We start from the raw sequence: 20,514 nt of genomic DNA, 5'->3' as shown, positions 1-20,514 counted from the left end.
CATAACCCTTGATCCGGACCATAAGGGTCCGGATCGTAAATAAATTTATAACGCCGGCGCGTCTTTCGACGATGCGCCGGCGTAACTGTGTCCGGTCCATGCCGGCAGTATCGTCAGGGGCCGCGTAAGAGAGGATGCTCGCCGTCACCAATGGTGTCGGCCTTACTCAGGGGATCACCAGATGACCGACAGCGTGCAACTGACAGACGCACTCGACCGGCGCGTGGAGCGCCGTGACGAAAGACGTGAATTCTTCAAGGCCGCCTTCGGCATGGGCGCACTGGCCGTTGGCGGGGCCGCCACGCTCGGCTTCGCCAAGCGCGCTGACGCACAGACCGCGACGATCACCGATCCGGACATTCTGAACTTCGCGTTGCAGCTCGAATATCTCGAAGCCCAATTCTATCTGTATGCCACCACCGGCCAGGGGCTTGCCGCCAACCTGCTGACCGGCACCGGCACGCAGGGGCAGGTCGTCACCGGCACCGGCGCCAACATGGCCCGTGCGGTGAATTTCGGCGGTGATACGGTCGTGCAGGCCTATGCCCGTGAAATCGCCGCCGACGAGCTTGCACACGTCACCTTCCTGCGCAGCGCCGGCGCATTGGGCAGCGCCGCCGTCGCGCAGCCGACGATCAACATTTCGGGCGGGCTCGACGGTCCGTTCACCGCCGCCGCCCGTGCCGCCGGCGTGATCCCGGCCGGCAACACGACGACGCCGTTCGACCCTTATGCCGATGCCAACAGCTTCCTGCTCGGCGCGTATATATTCGAGGATGTCGGCGTCACCGCCTACAAGGGCGCATCGCCGCTCATCACCAACAAGACGTTCCTTCAGGCTGCCGCCGGCATCCTGGCGGTGGAGGCGTATCATGCTGCGATCGTCCGCACGACGCTCTACGCACGCGGCGTCGCCACCCCGGCGTTGCGTACCAATGCCGATCTGATCTCGAATGCGCGCGACTCGCTCGACGGGGCGACGCGCGATCTCGATCAGGGTATCTCCCCCACCACGGTGGGCGGCGCGCTGGTGTCGAATATCGTACCGCTCGATACCGATGGCCTCGCGTTCAGCCGGACGCCCAGCCAGGTGCTGAACATCGTTTATCTCAATGCGGCGGCGGCCACGATGGGCGGGTTCTTCCCGAACGGCTTGAACGGCGCGTTGCGGGCCAGCGTCACCGCGTCCTGATCCGTCATAAGCCCTCGCATCCAAAATTTTCCTCAGGAGAGGACCTGTCATGACCGAAGAACGCTTCATTCTGGACGTGATCGAAGAAGCCAATGCCAAGCGCCGCGTCGAACGCCGCCGCTTCATGCGGGCGGCGGGCGGTGCGGCCATCGCCGCCGGCGGCCTGTCGCTGCTGGCCGCATGCGACGATGACGACGACGATGCGCCGACCCCCGTCCCCACCGCCGCGCCGACCACGGGCGTGTCCGAGGCGGACGTGCTCAATTTCGCATTGCAGCTCGAATATCTCGAAGCCAATTTCTACAGCTACGCGGCGTTCGGCACGCCGATCAACGCCGCGCTCACCGCCGGCATTGGCACGCAGGGCAGCGTGCAGTTGCCGTCCACCGAGGCCGGTCGTCCCCGCCCGGTGCAGTTCCAGGATCAGGTGATCGCGCAATATGCCCGCGAGATCGCCTATGACGAGATCGCCCACGTCACCTTCCTGCGTCGTCAACTCGGCGCCGCCGCCGCCGCGCAGCCCGCGATCAACATCTCGGGCGACGCCACCGGTTCGTTCACGGCCGCCGCCCGTGCCTCCAACGTCGTCGGCAGCACCGCCACCTTCGATCCGTACCTGAACGAGAACAACTTCCTGCTGGGCGCATACCTGTTCGAGGATGTCGGGGTGACCGCCTATATGGGCGGCGTCCAGTTGCTCAGTACACCCGCCTTCATCGAGGCGGCGGCGGGCATTCACGCGGCAGAGGCGTATCATGCCGGCTTGGTTCGCACCGTCCTGTACGCACGCGGCCTCAGCACCCAGTCGCTCATCACCGCGGCAGGCCAGATCTCGGCGGCGCGCGATACGCTGGACGGCACCATCAACTCGGGCCTGCTCAATCAGGGCGGTTCGCGCGATCAGGGTATCACCCTCACCAATGCGGCTGGCGTCACGTCCGCCAATCTGGTGCCGACCGATGCCAACGGCATCGCCTTCGTCCGCTCGCCCAGCCAGGTACTCAATATCGTGTACCTGAACGGCGCGGCGGGGACGAGCAGCGGCGGCTTCTTCCCGGCCGGCGTCAACGGTGCGGTGCGCACTACCGTCGCCAACACCTGATCCACCGATCCGGTCCGCTTGCCCCCCTCCGCGGGCCGGTAAAGGGGTCGCGCCATCCGGCGCGGCCCCTTTTCATTTGTGTTGTGGTAGCGACACACACTATGCTGGTCCCATTCCCCGGGGGAGCGCTCATGCGCGCTTGAGAGGCAGTCAGCAGGCTGCGACCCGCCGAACCTGATCCGGTTGATACCGGCGGAGGGAGGGAGCGGCTTTCGCCAGAAATCCGTGCCCGTTCTCCGACATTTGGAGAGACGCGACATGGCAGATATTCCCGCCCGTACCGAGATCGGCGTCACCACCGGCGCGATCCGTGGATCGAAGAAGATCCATGTCGGCCCGCTGAACGTCGCCATGCGCGAGATTTCGCTCGATCCGTCCTGCGGCGAGCCGCCCCTGCGCGTCTACGACACCTCCGGCCCCTATACCGACAACAACGCGCGCATCGACATCATGGCCGGCCTGCCGCAACTGCGCCGCCAGTGGATCGAAGGGCGCGGCGACGTCGAATCCTATGACGCACGCGAACTCCGGCCGGAGGATAACGGCCAGCTCGGCCCCGACCGGTCGGGCGGCGTCCCGCAATTCCCCCGCGTCATCAAGCGCCCGTTGCGCGCCAAGGCCGGCGCCAATGTCAGCCAGATGCACTATGCCCGGCGCGGCATCATCACGCCCGAGATGGAATATGTCGCGACCCGCGAGAATCTGGGGCGCGAGATGCTGCGCGATTACGTCCGCGACGGCGAAAGCTTCGGCGCGGAAATCCCCGATTACGTCACCCCGGAATTCGTCCGGAACGAGATCGCACGCGGCCGCGCGATCATCCCCAACAACGTCAACCACCCCGAATCCGAACCGATGGCGATCGGCCGCAACTTCCTGGTCAAGATCAACGCCAATATCGGCAATTCCGCGGTCGCCAGCAACGTCGCGAGCGAGGTCGACAAACTCGTGTGGTCGATCCGCTGGGGCGCGGACACGGTCATGGACCTGTCCACCGGCCGCAACATCCACGACACCCGCGAATGGATCATCCGCAACAGCCCCGTGCCGATCGGCACCGTGCCGATCTATCAGGCGCTGGAAAAGGTCGGCGGCATCGCCGAGGAGCTGACGTGGGAAATCTTCCGCGACACGCTGATCGAACAGGCCGAACAGGGCGTCGATTACTTCACGATCCACGCCGGCGTCCGCCTGCCCTATGTGCCGATGACCGCGAAACGCGTGACCGGCATCGTGAGCCGCGGCGGCAGCATCATGGCGAAATGGTGCCTGTCGCATCACAAGGAATCCTTCCTCTACGAACGCTTCGACGAGATCACCGAGATCATGAAGGCGTATGACATCGCCTATTCGCTGGGCGATGGCCTGCGCCCCGGATCGATCGCGGACGCCAATGACGAGGCGCAGTTCGCCGAACTTTATACGCTGGGTGAACTCACCCACCGCGCATGGAAAAGCGACGTGCAGGTGATGATCGAAGGCCCCGGCCATGTGCCGATGCACAAGATCAAGGAGAACATGACCAAGCAGCTGGAGGTGTGCGGCGAGGCGCCATTCTACACGCTCGGGCCGCTCACCACCGACATCGCACCCGGCTACGACCACATCACCAGCGGCATCGGTGCGGCGATGATCGGCTGGTTCGGCTGCGCGATGCTCTGCTACGTCACGCCCAAGGAGCATCTGGGCCTGCCCGATCGCGACGACGTGAAGGTCGGCGTGGTCACCTACAAGCTCGCCGCCCACGCCGCCGACCTCGCCAAGGGCCATCCGGCGGCCAAGATGCGCGACGACGCCCTGTCCCGCGCCCGCTTCGAATTCCGCTGGCGCGACCAGTTCAACCTGTCGCTCGACCCCGACACGGCGGAATCGTATCACGACCAGACGCTGCCGGCCGAAGGTGCGAAGACCGCGCATTTCTGTTCGATGTGCGGCCCCAAATTCTGCTCGATGAAGATCACGCAGGAAGTGCGCGACTTCGCCGCCAAACAAAACGCGCCGGTCGAAACGTTCGTCGCGGCCGAAGACGCCGAAGCCGGCATGGCCGCCATGAGCGAACGCTTCCGGGAAAAGGGCAGCGAGGTCTATCTGCCGGCAGCGGAGTGACGATCAGCCGGGGGATATATCCCCCCGGCTGATCCCATATTCCAGTATCTGTTACGCGTAGCGGATCAGCTTCCACGTCACAGCCACACCGCCATAAGGCGGCATCCGGTTTCCCTTTGCGATGGGGGCAGTCGTGGAAGGCGTCGATTGCGCCTGCCAAACGCCCGATTCAGGGCAGGTTTCACCGGTCCGTGCGGTGGTGCCGATAGGCTTGCGGATTGCGGTTGTCATTGTCGTGCCCTTTCGTCGTCAATCCCGTAGGCATCGCCGGGTTTGACTTGGAAAAACCAACCCACTAAATCACGTGCGCTTGCTTAGAGCACGAGGTGGGATGCCTGCCTTACATCAGGGCTGCCGATTGCCGTCGGCGGCCCTGATTTCGTTTTGCCGTCGGTCGCCTGAAAAGCAATTCGGCAACTGGCAGCAAGATCGTCCCCGCAGATGCGGGGGAACTGCCCCTGCTTAAATATGCATCAGGCCATAAGGGGGCCTATCCCCACACATGCGGGGTCAATGGACCCTGATGCAGGCACCATCAACCATATCTAATTTGCCATGTTAATTTGTCCATGCATCAAGCCATAAGGGTTATCATTTTTTGCGCTCTGGCGCCGCGACCATGGCGAGCGCTGCTCAACAAGCATTTTTGGTTGGATAAACGTGATATTTTACCCGACCATTGCAGTGAGACCAAGCGCAGGCTTAAGTTTGTAATGCTGTCGCCGCCGTCTAGCGCGCCAAAAAATCATAGCTCATTTTGACCGCTCCTGCGGCCGGACATCCTCACGGCTCAGACCATATGTATGCCGCACGAGCCCGTCCGCTGCGTTCATTGTCGGGGCTATTACCGTGCCGCCCCATGCTGCCAGCCTCCTGAGAGCCCTCAAAACGGGTGGAAGATCAGATACATGGACGTGGAAACACTCCGCTTCCTGCCCCTACTAGAACGGAATGACGTTGGTCTGACCCAATCCGTCATTGCGAGCGTAGCGAAGCAATCCAGCGCCGGACCAAGACGCCCTGGATTGCTTCGCTCCGCTCGCAACGACGAACATCCGGTTCAACCTGATGTCATCCGGCTCGAAGCTGACCCGGCAGGTACGTCGTGCAGCGCTATCGGGCCGGCCTGAGGCAGTCAGGCCGGCACCGGCGTCCGCACGATCTGCGTCAGGCCGTCCAGAAATTCGGCGGTGCAACGGCTCCAGTCGAACCGGCATCCCGATGCCGCCACCCCGTCCCGGTCCAGCACCAGTGCGCCGCGCACCGCCGCGACCAGATCATGGTCCAGCACCCCGGTCCCTGGCTCGATCACGTCGAGCGGGCCGGGCACGGGAAAGGCGGCGACGGGCGTACCGCTGACCACCGCCTCCGCCATCACCAGACCGAACGTATCGGTCAGGCTGGGGAACACCAGCACGTCGGCGGTGCGATACGCCGCCGCCAGCCGTTCGCCGTGCAATGCCCCCATGAACCGGGCCGCCGGATAGCGGTCGCGCAGGCCCGCCAGTGCCGGCCCCTCGCCCACCACCAGCTTGCTGCCGGGCAGGTCGGCGGCAAGGAACGCCTCGATATTCTTTTCCGGTGCCACCCGCCCGACATGCAGCATCACCGGGCCGGGCAGATCCTCCGCCTCGATCAGGCGCGGGCCTTCCGGCCGGAACAGCGCACGGTCGACGCCACGTCCCCAGCGGTGCAGCCGGGTCAGCCCCCGGCCGTGCAATTCGGTGGCCAGCGTCGGCGTCGCGACGAACACCCGGTCCGCCGCCGCATGGAACCGGCGCAGCGTCGCCCAGAAGATGCCCGCCGGCAGCCCCGTCCGTACCGCGAGGTAATCGGGAAACCGCGTATGGAACGACGTGGTGAAGGGCAGGCCGGCGCGCATACACCAGCGCCGCGCCGCCCAGCCCAGCGGCCCCTCGGTCGCGATATGGATCGCGTCGGGTGCGAAATCCGCCAGCCGTCGCCCGACCTCCCGACCGCTGCCCAGCGCCAGCCGGATTTCGGGATAGCTGGGGCAAGCGACCGTCCGGAACCCGTCCGGCGTGATCGTCTCGATCTCATGACCCAACCGTTGCAGTTCGGCGACCGTGGTGGTCAGGGTGCGGACCACGCCGTTGACCTGCGGTTGCCAGGCGTCGCTGATCAGGGCGATCCTCATCCCGCCACCCCGTCGACCACGACCAGCCGGGGCTTGGCCGTGCGGGCACGGTCGTCTCGCGCCTCGCGCTCGACCCGTTCGGCCCAGTCGACGATCGACAGCGTGCCGGCTCCATCCTCGACCAGTGCGGTGCAGCTCTCCACCCAGTCGCCATCGTTGTAATAGGTGATGTCGCCGATCTGGCGGATCTCGGCGGAATGGATATGCCCGCACACCACGCCGTCGACGCCGCGTTCGGCCGCCGCATGGGCGACCACTTCCTCAAAGCGGGAGATGAACTGCACCGCGTTCTTCACCCGCTTCTTCATGTGCGCGGCGAGCGACCAATAGGGCAGGCCGCACAGGCGGCGCAGCCGGTTCACCCAGCCATTACTCTTCAGCAGCAGCGTGTAGGCGCCGTCGCCCAGGAACGCGATCCACTTATGGTACAGCACGACATTGTCGAACTGGTCGCCATGGATCACCAGCAGGCGTCGCCCGTCCGCCGTCACATGCACGTCGTCGGCAAGCAACTCGATGCCGCCGAATTCCAGCCCGACATAATCGCGGAAATGCTCGTCGTGATTACCGGGAATGTAGATCACGCGGGTGCCGTGCTTCGCCATCTTCAGCACCGCACGGACGACGTCGTTGTGCGCCTGCGGCCAGTACCAGCCCTTGCGCAATTGCCAGCCGTCGACGATGTCGCCGACCAGATACAGCGTCTCGCATTCGTGGCGCTTGAGGAAATCGAGCAGCAGCCCGGCATTGGACCCCGCCGTGCCCAGATGCGCGTCGGAGATGAAGATGGTGCGATAGCGGGTCCGGCGCGCGCCCTGCCCGCCGCCGTCTCCGTCATCATCGCCGTCCCGAAGCCAGTCGGGCAACATCGGCGGCAGGCGGCGACCGCCCTGGGGTGGGTTGGCCGGTGGGGTCACGGATCGTGCAGTCACCGGTCGCGCCGACAGTGAAGCCATGAGGTTTCCTCCTCTGATCGGACGGCGATCACCCTCCCCGCCACACCCCGTATCTACGCCCCGATCAAGTCAATAGCGTGCAAACCACGTGACAACTTGGTTGCATTATTGCGTGATGACGGCGAACCGTCATCGGAACGTCCCGAAACTGCCATCGGATGCTGCGAATGCTGAACCGGTCGATGATCGGGAGCCGGACGCGGATGGCAACACGGATGACCACGAGCGGCGTCGCCCGCGCCTATGACCGGTGGGCACCGGTCTACGACCTGGTGTTCGGCCCGGTGTTCCGCCGAGGCCGCGCCGATGCGATCCGCGCGGCGGAACGGATCGGCGGCCGTATTCTGGAGGTCGGGGTCGGCACCGGCATCTCGCTGCCCCAATATTCGGGGGCCAACCGGATCGTCGGCATCGATCTGTCGGATGCGATGCTCGACAAGGCGCGCGCGCGGGTCCGCCTGCACGGTCTCGACCATGTCGAGGCGATCGCGGTCGGCGATGCGGCGGCGCTCGATTTTCCGGCGGACAGTTTCGACGTGGTGGTCGCGCAATATGTCGTCACCGCCTGCCCCGATCCCGAACGCGCGCTGGACGAATTCGTGCGGGTCTGCCGCCCGGGTGGCGAGATCGTCATTACCACCCGCGTCGGCGCCGCCACGGGCGTTCGCGGTTCGATCGAGCGGACGCTGATGCCCGTCACCAGCCGGCTGGGCTTCCGCACCGAGTTTCCGTGGAGCCGCTATGCCGACTGGGCGATGACCCGCACCGATATCGAACTGGTGGAACGCCGGCCGCTGCCGCCGCTCGGCCATTTCTCGCTCGTCCGCTTCGCCAAGCTTCGCCAGTCCGGGGAACAGCCACGATGACCAGCTTCCGCGCGCAACTCGCCGAACAAAGGTGGGACGACCATCGTTTCTACCATCACAGCCTGATCAACCAGAGCCTGCATTTCGTCAGCGCCTGCACCTTCATCACCGCCTATCTGGTGCTGTGGATCGATCCCGCGGTCGCCAGCCTGATGGCGTGGGGCGTGGCGATGACCAGTCGTCAGGCCGGGCATTTCTTCTTCGAGCCCAAGGCGTTCGACCATGTCAACGGCGTCAGCCACGACCATAAGGAAGAGATCAAGGTCGGTTACAACCTGTTCCGCAAATATGTGCTGATGAGCCTGTGGGCGGCGGTGCCGGTCGTGCTGCTGGTGCAGCCGACACTGTTCGGCCTGCTGATCCGCCCCGACGGGGTGGAGGCGTATCTGCGGCATGTCGGGATCGGCTGGCTGATGCTCGGGGTCGGGGCGATCGCGTTCCGCACGGTGCAACTGTTCTTCATCCACGATGTCGCGACCGGGCTGGTCTGGGCGACGAAGATCGTCACCGATCCGTTCAGCGACTTCCGCCTGTACAAGGGCGCGCCCCGGCGGTTGCTGAACGGCGAGCGGATGGATCATCCGGACGACGTGGCGGCCGCCTGACCACGCCGCAGGCGGGCACGCAGCCCCTCCCCCAGCACCGCCCGCCGCAGCGCCTTGTCGGTCAGCCCCGCCGGCGCGTCCCACCAGCCGTCCGCCGCCATCGCCCGCGCGCCCGCGACCACACGGGTCACGATCTCGGCAAATAGCGCATCGTCGATGTCGAGGCTGAAGATCAACCGGCCGGTCCCGACCCAGCTCAATGCCAGCCCCTCCGCCCGGAGATAATATTGCAGCATCCAGTTATACGCCGCCGGCCGGGTGTAGGTCATCGTCCACACCGTCTGCAGATGCGCCACGCGGACGGGCACGCCGGCCTCGGCCAGTGCGTCGTTCATGGTAGCGGCGCGGGCATCCCAGCACGCATCCATGTCGCGGTAGAGCGCCTGTACGCCGGGCGTCTCCAGCCGGCGCAGAAAGGCGTTCATCGCCCCCATCACATAGGGATGCGCGTTGAAGGTGCCGCGCGCGAAGCAGATGTCGAGCGGCCGGTCGTCGCGCCAGCGTTTCATCAACGCCGCGCGCCCCGCCAGCACCCCGACCGGCAGGCCGCCGCCCAGCGTCTTGCCATAGGTGACCAGATCGGGCCGGATGCCGAAATATTCCGCCGCCCCGCCCGGTGCCATTCGGAACCCCATGAACACCTCGTCCAGGATCAGCACGGTGCCGCTCGCCCGACACGCTTCGGCCAGCCGGTGCAGCCAGTCGCGATAGGCCACGGGATCGGCACCCGCCCACCGGCTGCTGTCGACGAGCTGGCTGTCGGACGGCGCACCGCGATTGGGGTGGAGCGCCTGCAACGGATTGACCAGCACACAGGCGATGTCGCGTCGGCGGCGCAGCACCTCCAGCGTCCGGTCCGACATCTCGGCCAGCGTCAGCGTGCGATCGGCGGAGACGGGATTGCCGATGCCCGGCTGCACTTCCCCCCACCAGCCATGGTACGCACCGGCGAAGCGCACGATCCGGGGGCGGCGGGTATGATAGCGGGCGAGCCGCACCGCCTGCATCACCGCCTCGGTCCCGGACATGTGGAACGATACCTCGTCCATCCCCGACAGGGCGGTCAGGCGGCGGACATTGTCGACGACCACCGGGTGATAGGCGCCCAGCACCGGCCCCAGTGCCGCCACCGTCGCCGCGCCCTCCGCCAGCGTCGCCTTGTAGAATTCCTGCCCGAACAGGTTGACGCCGTAGGAGCCGGTCAGGTCGATCAGGCGGTTGCCGTCGAGATCGACGACGACCGGCCCCTCGGACCGTTCGAGGAACGCCCCCGTCCCCAGGGTCGCGCGCACCCGCGCGCTGAACGGAAAGGGTACGCGGTACGCACCGGTGAATTGCAGGTCGGACAGTCCCGCCCGTGCCTCGCGGGTCAGCGCCAGCGTCTGCGGAAAGCGCGTGGCATACAGCGCGCCAAGCCGCTCGAACCCCGCCCGTCGCCGCGCGGCCACGGCGGCGTCGGCCCCGTCGATCCGGAAGAATCGATCGCCATGGTCGAACCCGCCGATCTGTCCCGCCAGCCGCTTGGCGAGGCGGACATGCCCGCTGGCGCCGGGATGCTTGGCCCGCGACAGGGCGAGACGGCGGCGGCCTTTGGTAAGGGCCAGGGTGCCGGCGGAGACGGCGGCGAGCGCGGCGAGGATCGGGATCATGCCGCCATCAACCCGGTGGAGGTGACGGGGGCATGACAAGGCCGGGCGGCGTGCGTGCCGCGCTGATGCGCATCCTGTTGCAGGAGGATCTGAACTTCCTGCTCACCAACCGGCTGCCCCGGCGGTTCGCCACCCGGATCGTCGGTCGGGTCGCCCGGGTCGAGCATCCGCTGGTCGCGCGGCCGGCGCTGGCGCTGTGGCGGTTCTTTTCGAACGTCGACCTGTCGGATGCGGCGGAGCCCGCGTTCCGCAGCCTGCGCGACGGGTTCACGCGGGCGCTCCGTCCCGGGGCGCGGACGTTCGATCCCGACCCGGCGGCGATCGCCAGCCCGTGCGACGCGATCATCGGGGCGCATGGCCCGGTGCGCGCGGGGGTCGCCTATCAAATCAAAGGATTTCCCTATCGACTGGACGAGCTGCTGCCCGATCCGGCGCTGGCCGCACGCTTCGCCGACGGGCGGTTCGTCACGCTGCGGCTGACCGCGGGCATGTACCACCGCTTCCACGCCCCCGCCGATCTGACGGTGGAGGCGGTGACCTATCTGTCCGGCGACTGCTGGAACGTGAACCCGATTGCGCTCGCCCGGGTGGAACGGCTGTTCTGCCGTAACGAACGCGCGGTGATCGAGGCACGGCTGGCCGACGGCACACCGATCCTGCTGGTCGCGGTCGCCGCCATCCTGGTGGCGGGCATCCGCCTGACCTTCCTCGACACCCCCGCCCTGCTGCGCGACCATGGCCCCGGCCGCGTCGCCTGCCGCGTCCCCCTCGCCAGGGGCGCGGAGATGGGCTGGTTCGAACACGGATCGACGATCCTGATGTTCCTGCCCGGTGGCCTGTCCCTCCACCCCGATCTGGCGGAGGGTCGCGACATCAGGGCCGGCGAGCGGCTGGGGTCGTCATGATCCGAAGGCGTGGATGACCGTCAGCATCGCCCAGTAGAGGAAGCCCGACAACAGCATCGCCGCGGGCAGCGTCATGATCCACGCCAATGCCATGTTGCGAACCGTGCGCCGTTGCAGCCCCGCGCCGTTCGCCACGGATGCGCCGGCCACGCCCGACGACAGGATATGCGTGGTCGACACCGGCAGGCCGAACCGCTCCGCCAGCAGGATCGTCGAGGCGGCGACCAGTTCGGCCGATGCGCCCATGCCGTACGTCAGGTGGGTCTTGCCGATGCGTTCACCCACCGTCACCACGATCCGCCGCCAGCCGACCATCGTGCCGAGCCCCAGTGCCAGCGCCACCGCGACCTTCACCCAGAGCGGGATGTACCGCGTACCCTCCTGCAACCGGTCGGTATAGGCGCCGACCGCGTCGAGTTCGGCCGCGGTCATCGTCGCGCGGGCCTCGTCGTCCTTGCGGACCAGCGTCGCCGCGTCGAGCACGAGGTACATGTCGCCGCGCAGGTTGGGCGTGGCTGCCGCCGGTACCTTGCCGAGCGAGCCATAGCCGGCGATCCGGTCCGCCACGTCGTCGCTCAACGTGGCGAGCGCGGCGTAACTGCGCGGCGGCTGGAGATGGCGGACGCGCAGCACGCCGGTCAGTTCCGCGCGTGCCGCCTCGGGCGTCATCGTCTCGCCCGCCGCCTGCCGGCGAAAGGCGCGCCCCGCGTCGGCGGATGCCTGGACGAAGGCCGGCGTCGCGCTTTCGGGCACGGTACGGTTGAGGGCATAGGCCGTCGGCGCGCAGCCGATCAGGATCAGCATGATGAGACCCATGCCCTTCTGCCCGTCATTGCCGCCATGCGCGAAGCTGACCGCGGTGCAGGTGGCGATCAGCAGCGCCCGGATGCCGCGCGGCGGTGGCCGGTCGGCGGCGGGTTCGCGGTACAGCGCCGGATCGGGCACGATCCGCTTCATCACCAACAGCAGCACGAACGCCGCCACGAAGCCGAGCAATGGACTGACCAGCAACGCCGCCAGCACCTTGCGCGCCTGCCCCCAGTCGACGCCCGACGTGCCGCCCGGCAGATCCGACAGGAACTGATTGGCCATCCCCACGCCCAGGATCGATCCGATCAGCGCATGGCTCGACGAATTGGGCAGCCCGGCATACCAGGTCGCCAGATTCCACCCCACCGCGGCCAGCAGCAGCGCGAAGATCATCGCATAGCCCGCCGCGCTGCCGACATGCAGCACCAGATCGACCGGCAGCAGCGTGACGACCGCATAGGCGACCGCGCCCGACGACAGCATCACGCCGAGGAAGTTGAAGAAACCCGACCACACCACCGCGAGCGGCGCGGGCATCGCATGGGTGTAGATCACCGTCGCCACCGCATTGGCGGTATCGTGGAAGCCGTTCACGAATTCGAAGCCGAGGGCGATAACCAGCGCCAGCCCGAGAAACAGGAACACGCCGATCGCCAGTTGCTCGCCAACCTGCTGCGTATCGGTGAGGATGCTCACCCCCGCATAGAGCAACCCGCCGGCGAGCAGCGCCATGAACACCCAGCGACCGGCGGGGTGAAGTTGCGAATCCAGTTGCGGGCCGGTGCGGGTAGCGGACGCAGGCAGGGCGGTGTCGATGGTGGCCATGCCGTCCGCCTTCTTCTCCCTATGCGACAAACTGATGACAGGGTCCGCGCGCGTCCGGCCACCGTACCGGATCGGGCCACCCGAAAGATCGGCCGGGCGATATGTCCGATCCGGGAACGCCCGATAGTGCAGATAGTTAAGCCCTGTCGATGCGCTTCCACCCTGGCGCTCAACGCAACGGGAAACTCCACCATGCCGGCTTCGATCACGATTATCGGCATGGGGGCGTGCGGCTCCGCCGCCTTCGCCGAAATGACCATCCGACTCGCTGCATCACCAGTACGCGGCCTTACGATCAACCTGGTCGAGCGCGACGAGGACCTCGGTCCCGGTCTGGCTTTCGGCACCGATCAGCCGGGCCATTTGCTCAATACCGAATCGCGGCTGATGGGCCTTTACGCACACGAAACCGGCGATTTCCGGCGGTGGCTGGGGGAGCGGCGGCCGCTCGATCCGGAGGCGGTCGAATATGCACCGCGCCACGAATATGGCCTCTATATCCGTCACGTGCTGGACGCGGCGATGGTCAGGGCCGCGGCGGCCGGGATCGAGGTGCGCGTCCATCGCGGCGAGGCCGCCGCGATCGAGGGCGACCGTGACGGCGCACGGGTGCGGATGACCGACGGCACCGTCTTCGACAGCGACTATACGCTGCTGGCGCTCGGCACCCCCCAGCCCGTCCGGTTCGAGGAACTGGATGGGCGGCGCGGTTATTTCGATTTCCCCTGGCCCGCCGCGCGGCTGCGTGAGGGGATCGACCGCGAGGCGGACGTGATCGTGCTCGGCAGCAGCCTCAGCGCGATCGATACGCTGGCGACGCTGCTCGATCAGGATCATCGCGGCCTGATCCGCTTCGTTTCCAAGGATGGCATGCTGCCCCGCGTCGAGATACCCCGACCGGAGGAGACCTATCCCCGCCGCCACTTCACCCTGGGCGAGATGCATCGGCTGATCCGGGAACGCGGTCCCCGCTTCTCGATCGTCGACCTGTTCCGGCTGTTCCGGCGTGAAGCGGAGGAGGCCGTCGGGGCACCGATCGATTGGCAGGCCGAGGACCGCACCGGCCGGCCCGCACTCGACCTGCTGCCGCTCGACATGGCGTGGGCGGAAGCCGGCGAGGAGGTCTTTCAGCGCATCCTCACCTCCGCCCGGTTCGAAGCATCGGCGATGTGGGACCTGCTCGGCCCCCGCGACCGGGCACGGTTCGGCCGCTGGCTGGCGCCGCATTTCGCCACCGCCCGCTTCACCATGCCGATGGTCAACGCCCGCCGCCTCGCTGCCGCCGCTACACGTGGACAGCTGCACGTCCATGCCGGCGTGGTGACGACGGAATGGGACGCGGACGAGGGCATGTTCCTCTCCCGTCTCGCCGACGGCACGGTGCTGCGCGCGCCCGTCGTCGTCAATGCGACCGGTACCGCGATGAAACTGGAGGAGATTCCCGACACGCTGGTCCGCGATCTCGTCGATCGCGGCTGGCTGCACGCCCACCCCTCCGGCGGGGTCGAGGCGCATCGCCACAGCGGCGCGGTCATCACCCGCGATCGCGCCGCACCGCGGCTCTACGCCATCGGCCAGCTCGTCAACGGCGTTCAGCGCGATACCAACGCGGTATGGTTCAACGTCGCCTGCGCGGAACGCACGGTGCAGGATATCCTGACCAAGATCACCGGTGAGCAGGAATGAGCGGAGGGTCGATGAGCGGCGGGCTGGGCGGTATCGCGACGCAGGTCCTGCCGCTGTTCGGCGTCGTCCTGCTGGCCTGGGGCGTCGGTCGCCATGTGCCGCGCGCGCCGAAACTGATCTCGACGGTGCTGGTCTACGCCTTCATCCCGCTACTGGTGATCGACAAGGTGCTGGGCGCCGAACCCAGCGAGTTGATGGTGATCCCGCCGATGATGTTCGCGGTCGCCGCGGCGATGGCGCTGCCCGCCCGCTGGCTGTCGGGCCGGATCGGCGACCGGTTCGATCCGCAACTGCTGTCGGCGAGCTTCTCGTTCTTCAACGTCGCCTTTTTCGGGATGCCCGTGGCCAGCGCGCTGTTCGGCGAGGCGGCGGTCTCCACCATCATCTGCGCCTTCGTCGGTACCGCCTTGTACGGCGACACGATCGGTTACTACCTCGTCGCGCGCACCAGGGAGGGCAAGCGCCGCGCCGCATCGAAGGCGCTGCGCATCCCCTTATTCTATGCCTTCGTCCTTGCCGTGATCCTCAAGACAGCGGGTGTCGAGGTGCCGGACGGCGTACGGCCCGTTGCCGACACGCTGTCAACGGCGGTGTCCGTGCTGGGCATGGCGGTGATCGGGTTCAATCTGGCCGGCGTGAAGGGCGGCGACCTCGATCTCCCGCTGCTCGGCAGGATACTCGCGGTGCGGCAGGCGAGCGCGGTCGTGCTGGTCGCGATCGTGCTGGCGCTGGAGGCCGCGTTCGTCGGTATCCTCGGCGGGCGCGAGCGGGCTCTGGTCGGGCTTATCGCCCTGTTCCCGATCGCCGCGAACGTCTCGCTGTTCGCCTCGCTGCTTGGCACGCGCGAAAAGGATGCTGCGATCCTGGTGGCGTTGTCGAGCCTGCTATCCCTGCTGCTCGTCACCCTTGCCGTCGCGGTCATGGGCGCGGTGGGCATCGGGTGATCCGCCACCATCGAAGAAATAATGGTGCAGATCGGGGGAGAAACGCTCCAGCCGCCGACGCAGCCGCCAGGTGGCATCGTCGGAGGGGGCACCCGTCTCGCGCAGTTCCATGCTCCAATAGGCGAAGTCGCGGTCCTCGATCACCTGATCGCTGATAACGGTGATGTCGGTATGCCGCGGATCGGCGCAGATGCGATCATAGGTGGTCGCGATGCTGGACGCCGGCCCCTCCAGCACCTGAAGATAGGAGCGGCCGTCGTGGAACAGCACGCCGGTGATCCCATCGATGCCGTTGTTGCGTTTCGACGATGCCATGATCGCACCCAGATCGGCGCGTCCCGTCGACCGGCTGTGATAGAAGATCTGGCGGAGCGGATCGTCGTGCATGGCGTATAAATATTAGCCCCTGTGGCCAGCCGCAATAGCCGGCCAATCGAACGTCGGTTCGATCGGCCGGCTATTGCGGCGGCAAAGGCTCAGAAGTCGAACCGCGCCGATGCGGAAATGGTGCGGCCGTTGATCGACCGGGCGCGGACGATACCGTTGGCGGGGATCGCGGCATCCTCCGCCTCGGTGATGCCCTTCACGTTGAACAGGTTGTTGCCGTTCAGGTTCAGCGTGACGCCCGGCGCCGGGCGAACCGACAAGAATCCGTTGACCTGGGTATAACCCGGCATCTTCAACTGGTTGACCGGCTGGGTATAGCTTGCCGTCGTGCCGATGACGTTGGCGCCGAACGACACCGCGCCGAGGTCGATCTGCGGGGTGGCCTGATAGACGAACTTCGCCTGGCGCTGCGGACGGTTGCCGGTAACCGTGGGATCGGTCGCATCGCGCGTGATCTCGGCATCGGTATAGGTACCGCCCGCCGCCAGCGAGAAGATGCCGCGGCGGATGCGGCCTTCCAGCTCGACGCCCGTCGCCTTGTAGTCGCGGCTGGTGAACTGCTGCTGCGACAACAGGTAGTTCGTCTCCTGCGTCTTGGCATGGAACACGGTGGCATAGAGAGCCGCGGCGCCCAGGTTGATCTTCACGCCCCCTTCGGCCTGACGGACATAGTCGTAGGGCTTGGCGCCATCGACCAGATCGCCGGTCCGGTTGTTGACGAGCGGACCGAACAGCAGGCGGTCGGCATTGGCACGGCCGCCCCGGCTGTAGCGGGCGAACAACGCCATCGTCTGCGACAGGCGATAATTGGCGCCCACCGAATAGGACAGGTAATCGTAGTCGTAACGGATGCGCGCCGTGCTGTTCGCCGCGATGAAGGCGACCGAACGCTCGGGTGCGCTGATGACACCGTTGCCGTCCAGATCGAGCGTCTGGAGCCCGCTGACGCCAGTGACTTCCGCGCCGGATATGTTGCCGCGAGCACGCCCGAAGTCGTAGCGCAGGCTGCCGTCGATGTTGAACTTGCCGATCTCGTAGCCCAGCTGCGCGAACGGGGCATAGGTGTCGTAGCGCATGTCGTACGACCGGCGGCAGCAATTGCCGAAGAAGGTCGCCGAATAACCGGAACTGCCGTTCTGCGTGACGGGCACGCCGGCGGCGGTGCGGATATCGACCAGCACCGACTCACCATTGCCCTGCACCGACTGGTAGAAGGAATTCCACAGCCAGTCGGTCTTCACGTCCTGCCGCGACGCATAGAAACCGCCGGTGACGGTGACCTTGCCTTCGCCCAGCGCGAAGTCGCCGTTCAGGCGCAGATCGTTGGTGATGTTGTTCAGGCTCTTCAGATCGACATCGAACAGCACCACGCTCGTCAGCAAGCCGTTGCCCCCGAGGGTCGACGGGCTGGTGATCCGCTGGCCGCCGAGCGGACCGCTGCCGTAGAACAGCTGCGCACCGGCACCGCCCAGCGCGTTGGCCGTGGTCTGCGCATCGCCCACGGCGGCCGGGAAGGGCGAGGTGAAATCGCCCGAGATATCGGAATAGCGGAACCGCTCGGTCAGGCTGATGCCGTCGGCGATCTCGACCTGGCCTTCGAGCCCGACCGACTTCACCACCGGGTGCATGCCATTGTCGATCCGGCGCGTCGTCGGCTGGTTGCGCCCGTCGAGCGACCGCACGTTCTGGATGTAGCGGCTGTGCAGCGTGTCCTCGTTGATCGAGAAGTTCGGCAGGTTGGTGTAGGTGGGGTCGCTGTTCGTGCCGGTGACGCGGACCGGGTTCGGCAGGAAGGCGAGACCGCGATCGTCGAGATACTTGCCGTACAGCCGGACATAGCCGCCGGTGAACTCGCGGGTGATGTTCGCCTTGATCTGGCCGCCGCGCATCGCGTCGTACCCGACGTCGCGCGGGCCATCGCCCAGCCGGTAGAAGCCGCTCAGTTCGTACCGCGTCTTGTCGTCGATATGGCCGCCATAGGCGAAATCGGTGCGGAATTCGCGATAGTCGAGCCCGCTTGACAGCTGGAAGGCGCCGCCATCCTCCTCACCGGTCTTGGAGATGAAGTTGATGATGCCGCCGGGAGAATTGGAGGCGAAGGTCGAGGCGGAGCCGCCACGGACCGATTCGATTCGCGCCAGCGACAGGTCGGGCCGCAGGAAGATGTCGGCATTCCCGAACACGATGTCGCCGAATTCCAGGATCGGCAGACCGTCTTCCTGCAACTGGAGGAACTTGGAACCGCCCGATGCGACAGGCAGGCCGCGAACCGAGATGTTGGCATTGCCTTCGCCACCCGACGCCTCGACCCGGATGCCGGGGAGGTTGCGCAGGATTTCGGCGGTGTTGCGGGGAGCCAGCTTCGTCGTCAGGTCGCTGCCGATCGAGCTGACCGATACCGACGTGTCGAGCCGGTTGGTACCGCGTGCGACGCCGGTGACCACGATATCAGCATTGTCGCCATCGGTCGCCGCAGCCTGATCGGTCGCAGCCTGATCGGTCGCAGCCTGATCCGGTGTCGTCTGATCGACCGGGGTCGTCGTCTGTGCCGCTCCGGCCTGGGCGACCAGCATCAGCGCCGTGCCGGCGAGCAAATTCGTGATCCGCATAAACCCTCTCCTGTACAAATGTCGCGTGAGACGCGATCTCCGATGCCCTCAATATTCCTATTACAAACGATTGCAATGCAAAGTTACAATCGGTTGCAGGGTGTGGCTTTACGGTGACTCATCTCATTAGGCGATGCGACGGGACGATCGGTCAGGATCGCCGTGCCGATGGCCGGCTGCCCAGCGCGTCGAGCGCATCGGCATTGTCGCGCCCCCACGCATAGAGCAGTTCGACCGGCTCAACGAACCGGCGGCCCAGTGGCGTCAGCCGGTATTCCACCGCCGGGGGCATCGTGCTTTCGACATGGCGGGTGATTAGGCCCGTCTGCTCCATCTCGCGCACGGTCTGCGTCAGCATCTTCTTGGAAATGCCCGGCAGACTGCGCAGCAACGCCCCGGTCCGCGCCGCGCCGTCATGCTGCGCGTGCAGCGTATGCAGCACCATGCTGGTCCATTTGGTTGCGAACAGCGCCAGCACGCGCCGCGGTGCGCAATCCTCGCGCCATTCCGGTTCCGTCGATCCCGGCTGCATCGGTGGTTACCCCCTGGTGCCTGGCCCCCTGTTCGGTGCCGTCTAGAAGATGGCTCCGCCGCTGCCTAGCTTCCTTTCCTAACAGTCATTTACCGAAGGGATCGACATGGCCGGCACGGCATTGGTGGTGGGTGCGAGCGGGATAGTCGGCAGCGCGACGACGGCGTTGCTGGTGGAACAGGGCTGGACCGTCCACGGCCTCGCCCGCCGGCCTGGTGAACAGGCAGGCGTGCGGCCGGTGGCCGCCGATCTTCAGGATGCCGCCGGCACCGCCACGGCACTGACGGAGATCGATCCCGACGCGGTCTTCATCACCACCTGGGCACGGCAGGACAGCGAGGCGGAGAACATCCGCGTCAATGCCGTCATGGTGCGCAACCTGCTGGACGGCCTGCCGAAGCCGACCCGGCCACGCCATGTCGCGCTCGTCACCGGGTTGAAGCATTATCTCGGGCCGTTCGAGGCTTATGGCAAAGGCACGTTGCCGCAGACGCCGTTCCGCGAGGAACAGGGGCGGCTCGATGTCGAGAACTTCTACTATGCGCAGGAGGACGAGGTGTTCGCCGCCGCCGCGCGTGACGGCTTCACCTGGAGCGTCCACCGCCCCCACACCGTGATCGGCCTGGCGGTCGGCAATGCCATGAACATGGGCACGACGCTGGCCGTCTATGCGACTCTGTGCCGCGAGACGGGGCGGCCCTTCACCTTCCCCGGTTCGGCCGCACAGTGGAGCGGGCTGACCGACATGACCGATGCCGGCCAGCTCGCCCGCCAGTTGCTCTGGGCGACCGGGACGACGGCGGCGCACGATCAGGCGTTCAACATCGTCAATGGCGACGTCTTCCGCTGGCAATGGATGTGGAGCCGGATCGCCGACTGGTTCGGGATCGAGGCGGCGCCGTTCGACGGCATCGTGCGGCCGCTGGAGGATCAGATGGCGGACGATGCCGCTTTGTGGCGTCGGATCGCCGAACGCGAGAGGCTGGCCGAACCCGATCTGACGCGGCTCGCCTCGCCCTGGCACACCGACGCCGATCTCGGCCGCCCGATCGAGGTGGTCACCGACATGTCGAAGAGCCGCCGGCTCGGTTTCACCGCGTATCAGCCGACCGACGATGCCTTTTACACGCTGTTCGGGCGGTTGCGCGCCGCCCGGCTGATCCCTTGATCCCCCATCCGGAG

At 66.5% G+C, this 20,514-nt stretch carries 17 protein-coding genes and 1 riboswitch; of the genes, 9 read left to right on the top strand and 8 right to left on the bottom strand.

Annotation, left to right across the window (positions count from 1 at the left end; genetic code table 11):
- Positions 1 to 181 precede the first annotated feature (181 nt).
- The 3 genes from ABD719_RS02485 (at position 182) to thiC (ending at position 4,400) form a co-directional block, all read left to right on the top strand.
- Positions 182 to 1,192 carry a ferritin-like domain-containing protein gene (locus ABD719_RS02485; RefSeq protein WP_344691776.1) on the top strand — a complete coding sequence of 337 codons (1,011 nt, stop codon included), beginning with the start codon at positions 182 to 184 and terminating at the stop codon, positions 1,190 to 1,192.
- A 49-nt stretch (positions 1,193 to 1,241) separates the two neighbouring features.
- The gene (locus ABD719_RS02480; RefSeq protein ID WP_344691775.1) at positions 1,242 to 2,294 is read left to right on the top strand and encodes a ferritin-like domain-containing protein; all 1,053 of its coding nucleotides are present in this window, start codon (positions 1,242 to 1,244) and stop codon (positions 2,292 to 2,294) included.
- A 109-nt stretch (positions 2,295 to 2,403) separates the two neighbouring features.
- Positions 2,404 to 2,512: riboswitch (TPP riboswitch) on the top strand.
- Positions 2,513 to 2,552: 40 nt separating this feature from the next.
- Positions 2,553 to 4,400, top strand: a complete 1,848-nt coding sequence (gene thiC, locus ABD719_RS02475) for a phosphomethylpyrimidine synthase ThiC (RefSeq protein ID WP_192125721.1) — start codon at positions 2,553 to 2,555, stop codon at positions 4,398 to 4,400.
- Between the two features lie 51 nt (positions 4,401 to 4,451).
- Here thiC and ABD719_RS02470 read toward each other — a convergent pair whose 3' ends face one another.
- From ABD719_RS02470 to ABD719_RS02460, 3 genes are all read right to left on the bottom strand, one after another.
- On the bottom strand, positions 4,452 to 4,631 hold the full coding sequence (locus ABD719_RS02470) for a hypothetical protein (protein ID WP_344691774.1): 180 nt from the start codon (positions 4,629 to 4,631) through the stop codon (positions 4,452 to 4,454).
- Positions 4,632 to 5,535: 904 nt separating this feature from the next.
- Entirely contained in the window at positions 5,536 to 6,558 is a 1,023-nt protein-coding gene (locus tag ABD719_RS02465; RefSeq protein ID WP_344691773.1) for a glycosyltransferase family 4 protein, read from the bottom strand.
- Positions 6,555 to 7,514, bottom strand: a complete 960-nt coding sequence (locus ABD719_RS02460; protein WP_425567090.1) for a UDP-2,3-diacylglucosamine diphosphatase — start codon at positions 7,512 to 7,514, stop codon at positions 6,555 to 6,557. Before ABD719_RS02460 ends, ABD719_RS02465 begins: the two co-directional genes overlap by 4 nt.
- Before the next feature lie 215 nt (positions 7,515 to 7,729).
- On the opposite strand from ABD719_RS02460, the gene ABD719_RS02455 reads away from it, so the two are divergent.
- Both ABD719_RS02455 and ABD719_RS02450 read left to right on the top strand, forming a co-directional pair.
- Positions 7,730 to 8,380, top strand: coding sequence for a class I SAM-dependent methyltransferase (locus tag ABD719_RS02455; RefSeq protein ID WP_344691772.1), 651 nt, complete (start codon positions 7,730 to 7,732; stop codon positions 8,378 to 8,380).
- Entirely contained in the window at positions 8,377 to 8,985 is a 609-nt protein-coding gene (locus ABD719_RS02450) for a hypothetical protein (RefSeq protein ID WP_344691771.1), read from the top strand. The genes ABD719_RS02455 and ABD719_RS02450 overlap by 4 nt, the downstream gene beginning before the upstream one ends.
- Here ABD719_RS02450 and ABD719_RS02445 read toward each other — a convergent pair.
- On the bottom strand, positions 8,958 to 10,634 hold the full coding sequence (locus ABD719_RS02445) for an aminotransferase class III-fold pyridoxal phosphate-dependent enzyme (protein WP_344691770.1): 1,677 nt from the start codon (positions 10,632 to 10,634) through the stop codon (positions 8,958 to 8,960). The two genes, ABD719_RS02450 and ABD719_RS02445, sit on opposite strands and share 28 nt — an antisense overlap.
- Before the next feature lie 32 nt (positions 10,635 to 10,666).
- On the opposite strand from ABD719_RS02445, the gene asd reads away from it, so the two are divergent.
- Positions 10,667 to 11,539 (top strand): archaetidylserine decarboxylase, encoded by an 873-nt coding sequence (gene asd, locus ABD719_RS02440; RefSeq protein ID WP_344691769.1) that lies wholly within the window; start codon positions 10,667 to 10,669, stop codon positions 11,537 to 11,539.
- Here asd and ABD719_RS02435 read toward each other — a convergent pair.
- Positions 11,534 to 13,174 carry an inorganic phosphate transporter gene (locus ABD719_RS02435; protein ID WP_344691768.1) on the bottom strand — a complete coding sequence of 547 codons (1,641 nt, stop codon included), beginning with the start codon at positions 13,172 to 13,174 and terminating at the stop codon, positions 11,534 to 11,536. The two genes, asd and ABD719_RS02435, sit on opposite strands and share 6 nt — an antisense overlap.
- Before the next feature lie 192 nt (positions 13,175 to 13,366).
- Between ABD719_RS02435 and ABD719_RS02430 the strand changes: the two genes are divergently transcribed.
- Positions 13,367 to 14,860 (top strand): FAD/NAD(P)-binding protein, encoded by a 1,494-nt coding sequence (locus tag ABD719_RS02430; RefSeq protein WP_344691767.1) that lies wholly within the window; start codon positions 13,367 to 13,369, stop codon positions 14,858 to 14,860.
- An 11-nt stretch (positions 14,861 to 14,871) separates the two neighbouring features.
- Positions 14,872 to 15,804: an AEC family transporter gene (locus ABD719_RS02425; protein WP_344691766.1), complete on the top strand. Its 933-nt coding sequence runs from the start codon at positions 14,872 to 14,874 to the stop codon at positions 15,802 to 15,804.
- Here the strand turns inward: ABD719_RS02425 and ABD719_RS02420 are convergent.
- From ABD719_RS02420 to ABD719_RS02410, 3 genes are all read right to left on the bottom strand, one after another.
- Positions 15,745 to 16,191, bottom strand: coding sequence for a BLUF domain-containing protein (locus tag ABD719_RS02420; RefSeq protein WP_344691765.1), 447 nt, complete (start codon positions 16,189 to 16,191; stop codon positions 15,745 to 15,747). The two genes, ABD719_RS02425 and ABD719_RS02420, sit on opposite strands and share 60 nt — an antisense overlap.
- 89 nt (positions 16,192 to 16,280) lie before the next feature.
- On the bottom strand, positions 16,281 to 18,800 hold the full coding sequence (locus ABD719_RS02415) for a TonB-dependent receptor domain-containing protein (protein WP_344691764.1): 2,520 nt from the start codon (positions 18,798 to 18,800) through the stop codon (positions 16,281 to 16,283).
- Between the two features lie 151 nt (positions 18,801 to 18,951).
- Entirely contained in the window at positions 18,952 to 19,332 is a 381-nt protein-coding gene (locus tag ABD719_RS02410) for a winged helix-turn-helix transcriptional regulator (RefSeq protein WP_192125709.1), read from the bottom strand.
- 106 nt (positions 19,333 to 19,438) lie between these two features.
- On the opposite strand from ABD719_RS02410, the gene ABD719_RS02405 reads away from it, so the two are divergent.
- On the top strand, positions 19,439 to 20,500 hold the full coding sequence (locus ABD719_RS02405) for an SDR family oxidoreductase (protein ID WP_344691762.1): 1,062 nt from the start codon (positions 19,439 to 19,441) through the stop codon (positions 20,498 to 20,500).
- Positions 20,501 to 20,514 lie beyond the last annotated feature (14 nt).

Origin of the sequence: Sphingomonas cynarae, assembly GCF_039537815.1 — a bacterium.
In the GTDB taxonomy this organism is placed as follows: Bacteria; Pseudomonadota; Alphaproteobacteria; order Sphingomonadales; family Sphingomonadaceae; genus Sphingomonas; species Sphingomonas cynarae.
The sequence above is the reverse complement of the archived record's forward strand: the minus strand, read 5'-3'. Positions and strand labels throughout refer to the sequence as shown.

What these genes read in the sequence shown, in the direction of transcription:
- ABD719_RS02485 (WP_344691776.1), top strand. Translation starts at nt 182, where the DNA reads ATGACCGACAGCGTGCAACTGACAGACGCACTCGACCGGCGCGTGGAG.
- ABD719_RS02480 (WP_344691775.1), top strand. Translation starts at nt 1,242, where the DNA reads ATGACCGAAGAACGCTTCATTCTGGACGTGATCGAAGAAGCCAATGCC.
- thiC (WP_192125721.1), top strand. Translation starts at nt 2,553, where the DNA reads ATGGCAGATATTCCCGCCCGTACCGAGATCGGCGTCACCACCGGCGCG.
- ABD719_RS02470 (WP_344691774.1), bottom strand. Translation starts at nt 4,631, where the DNA reads ATGACAACCGCAATCCGCAAGCCTATCGGCACCACCGCACGGACCGGT.
- ABD719_RS02465 (WP_344691773.1), bottom strand. Translation starts at nt 6,558, where the DNA reads ATGAGGATCGCCCTGATCAGCGACGCCTGGCAACCGCAGGTCAACGGC.
- ABD719_RS02460 (WP_425567090.1), bottom strand. Translation starts at nt 7,514, where the DNA reads ATGGCTTCACTGTCGGCGCGACCGGTGACTGCACGATCCGTGACCCCA.
- ABD719_RS02455 (WP_344691772.1), top strand. Translation starts at nt 7,730, where the DNA reads ATGACCACGAGCGGCGTCGCCCGCGCCTATGACCGGTGGGCACCGGTC.
- ABD719_RS02450 (WP_344691771.1), top strand. Translation starts at nt 8,377, where the DNA reads ATGACCAGCTTCCGCGCGCAACTCGCCGAACAAAGGTGGGACGACCAT.
- ABD719_RS02445 (WP_344691770.1), bottom strand. Translation starts at nt 10,634, where the DNA reads ATGATCCCGATCCTCGCCGCGCTCGCCGCCGTCTCCGCCGGCACCCTG.
- asd (WP_344691769.1), top strand. Translation starts at nt 10,667, where the DNA reads ATGACAAGGCCGGGCGGCGTGCGTGCCGCGCTGATGCGCATCCTGTTG.
- ABD719_RS02435 (WP_344691768.1), bottom strand. Translation starts at nt 13,174, where the DNA reads ATGGCCACCATCGACACCGCCCTGCCTGCGTCCGCTACCCGCACCGGC.
- ABD719_RS02430 (WP_344691767.1), top strand. Translation starts at nt 13,367, where the DNA reads ATGCCGGCTTCGATCACGATTATCGGCATGGGGGCGTGCGGCTCCGCC.
- ABD719_RS02425 (WP_344691766.1), top strand. Translation starts at nt 14,872, where the DNA reads ATGAGCGGCGGGCTGGGCGGTATCGCGACGCAGGTCCTGCCGCTGTTC.
- ABD719_RS02420 (WP_344691765.1), bottom strand. Translation starts at nt 16,191, where the DNA reads ATGCACGACGATCCGCTCCGCCAGATCTTCTATCACAGCCGGTCGACG.
- ABD719_RS02415 (WP_344691764.1), bottom strand. Translation starts at nt 18,800, where the DNA reads ATGCGGATCACGAATTTGCTCGCCGGCACGGCGCTGATGCTGGTCGCC.
- ABD719_RS02410 (WP_192125709.1), bottom strand. Translation starts at nt 19,332, where the DNA reads ATGCAGCCGGGATCGACGGAACCGGAATGGCGCGAGGATTGCGCACCG.
- ABD719_RS02405 (WP_344691762.1), top strand. Translation starts at nt 19,439, where the DNA reads ATGGCCGGCACGGCATTGGTGGTGGGTGCGAGCGGGATAGTCGGCAGC.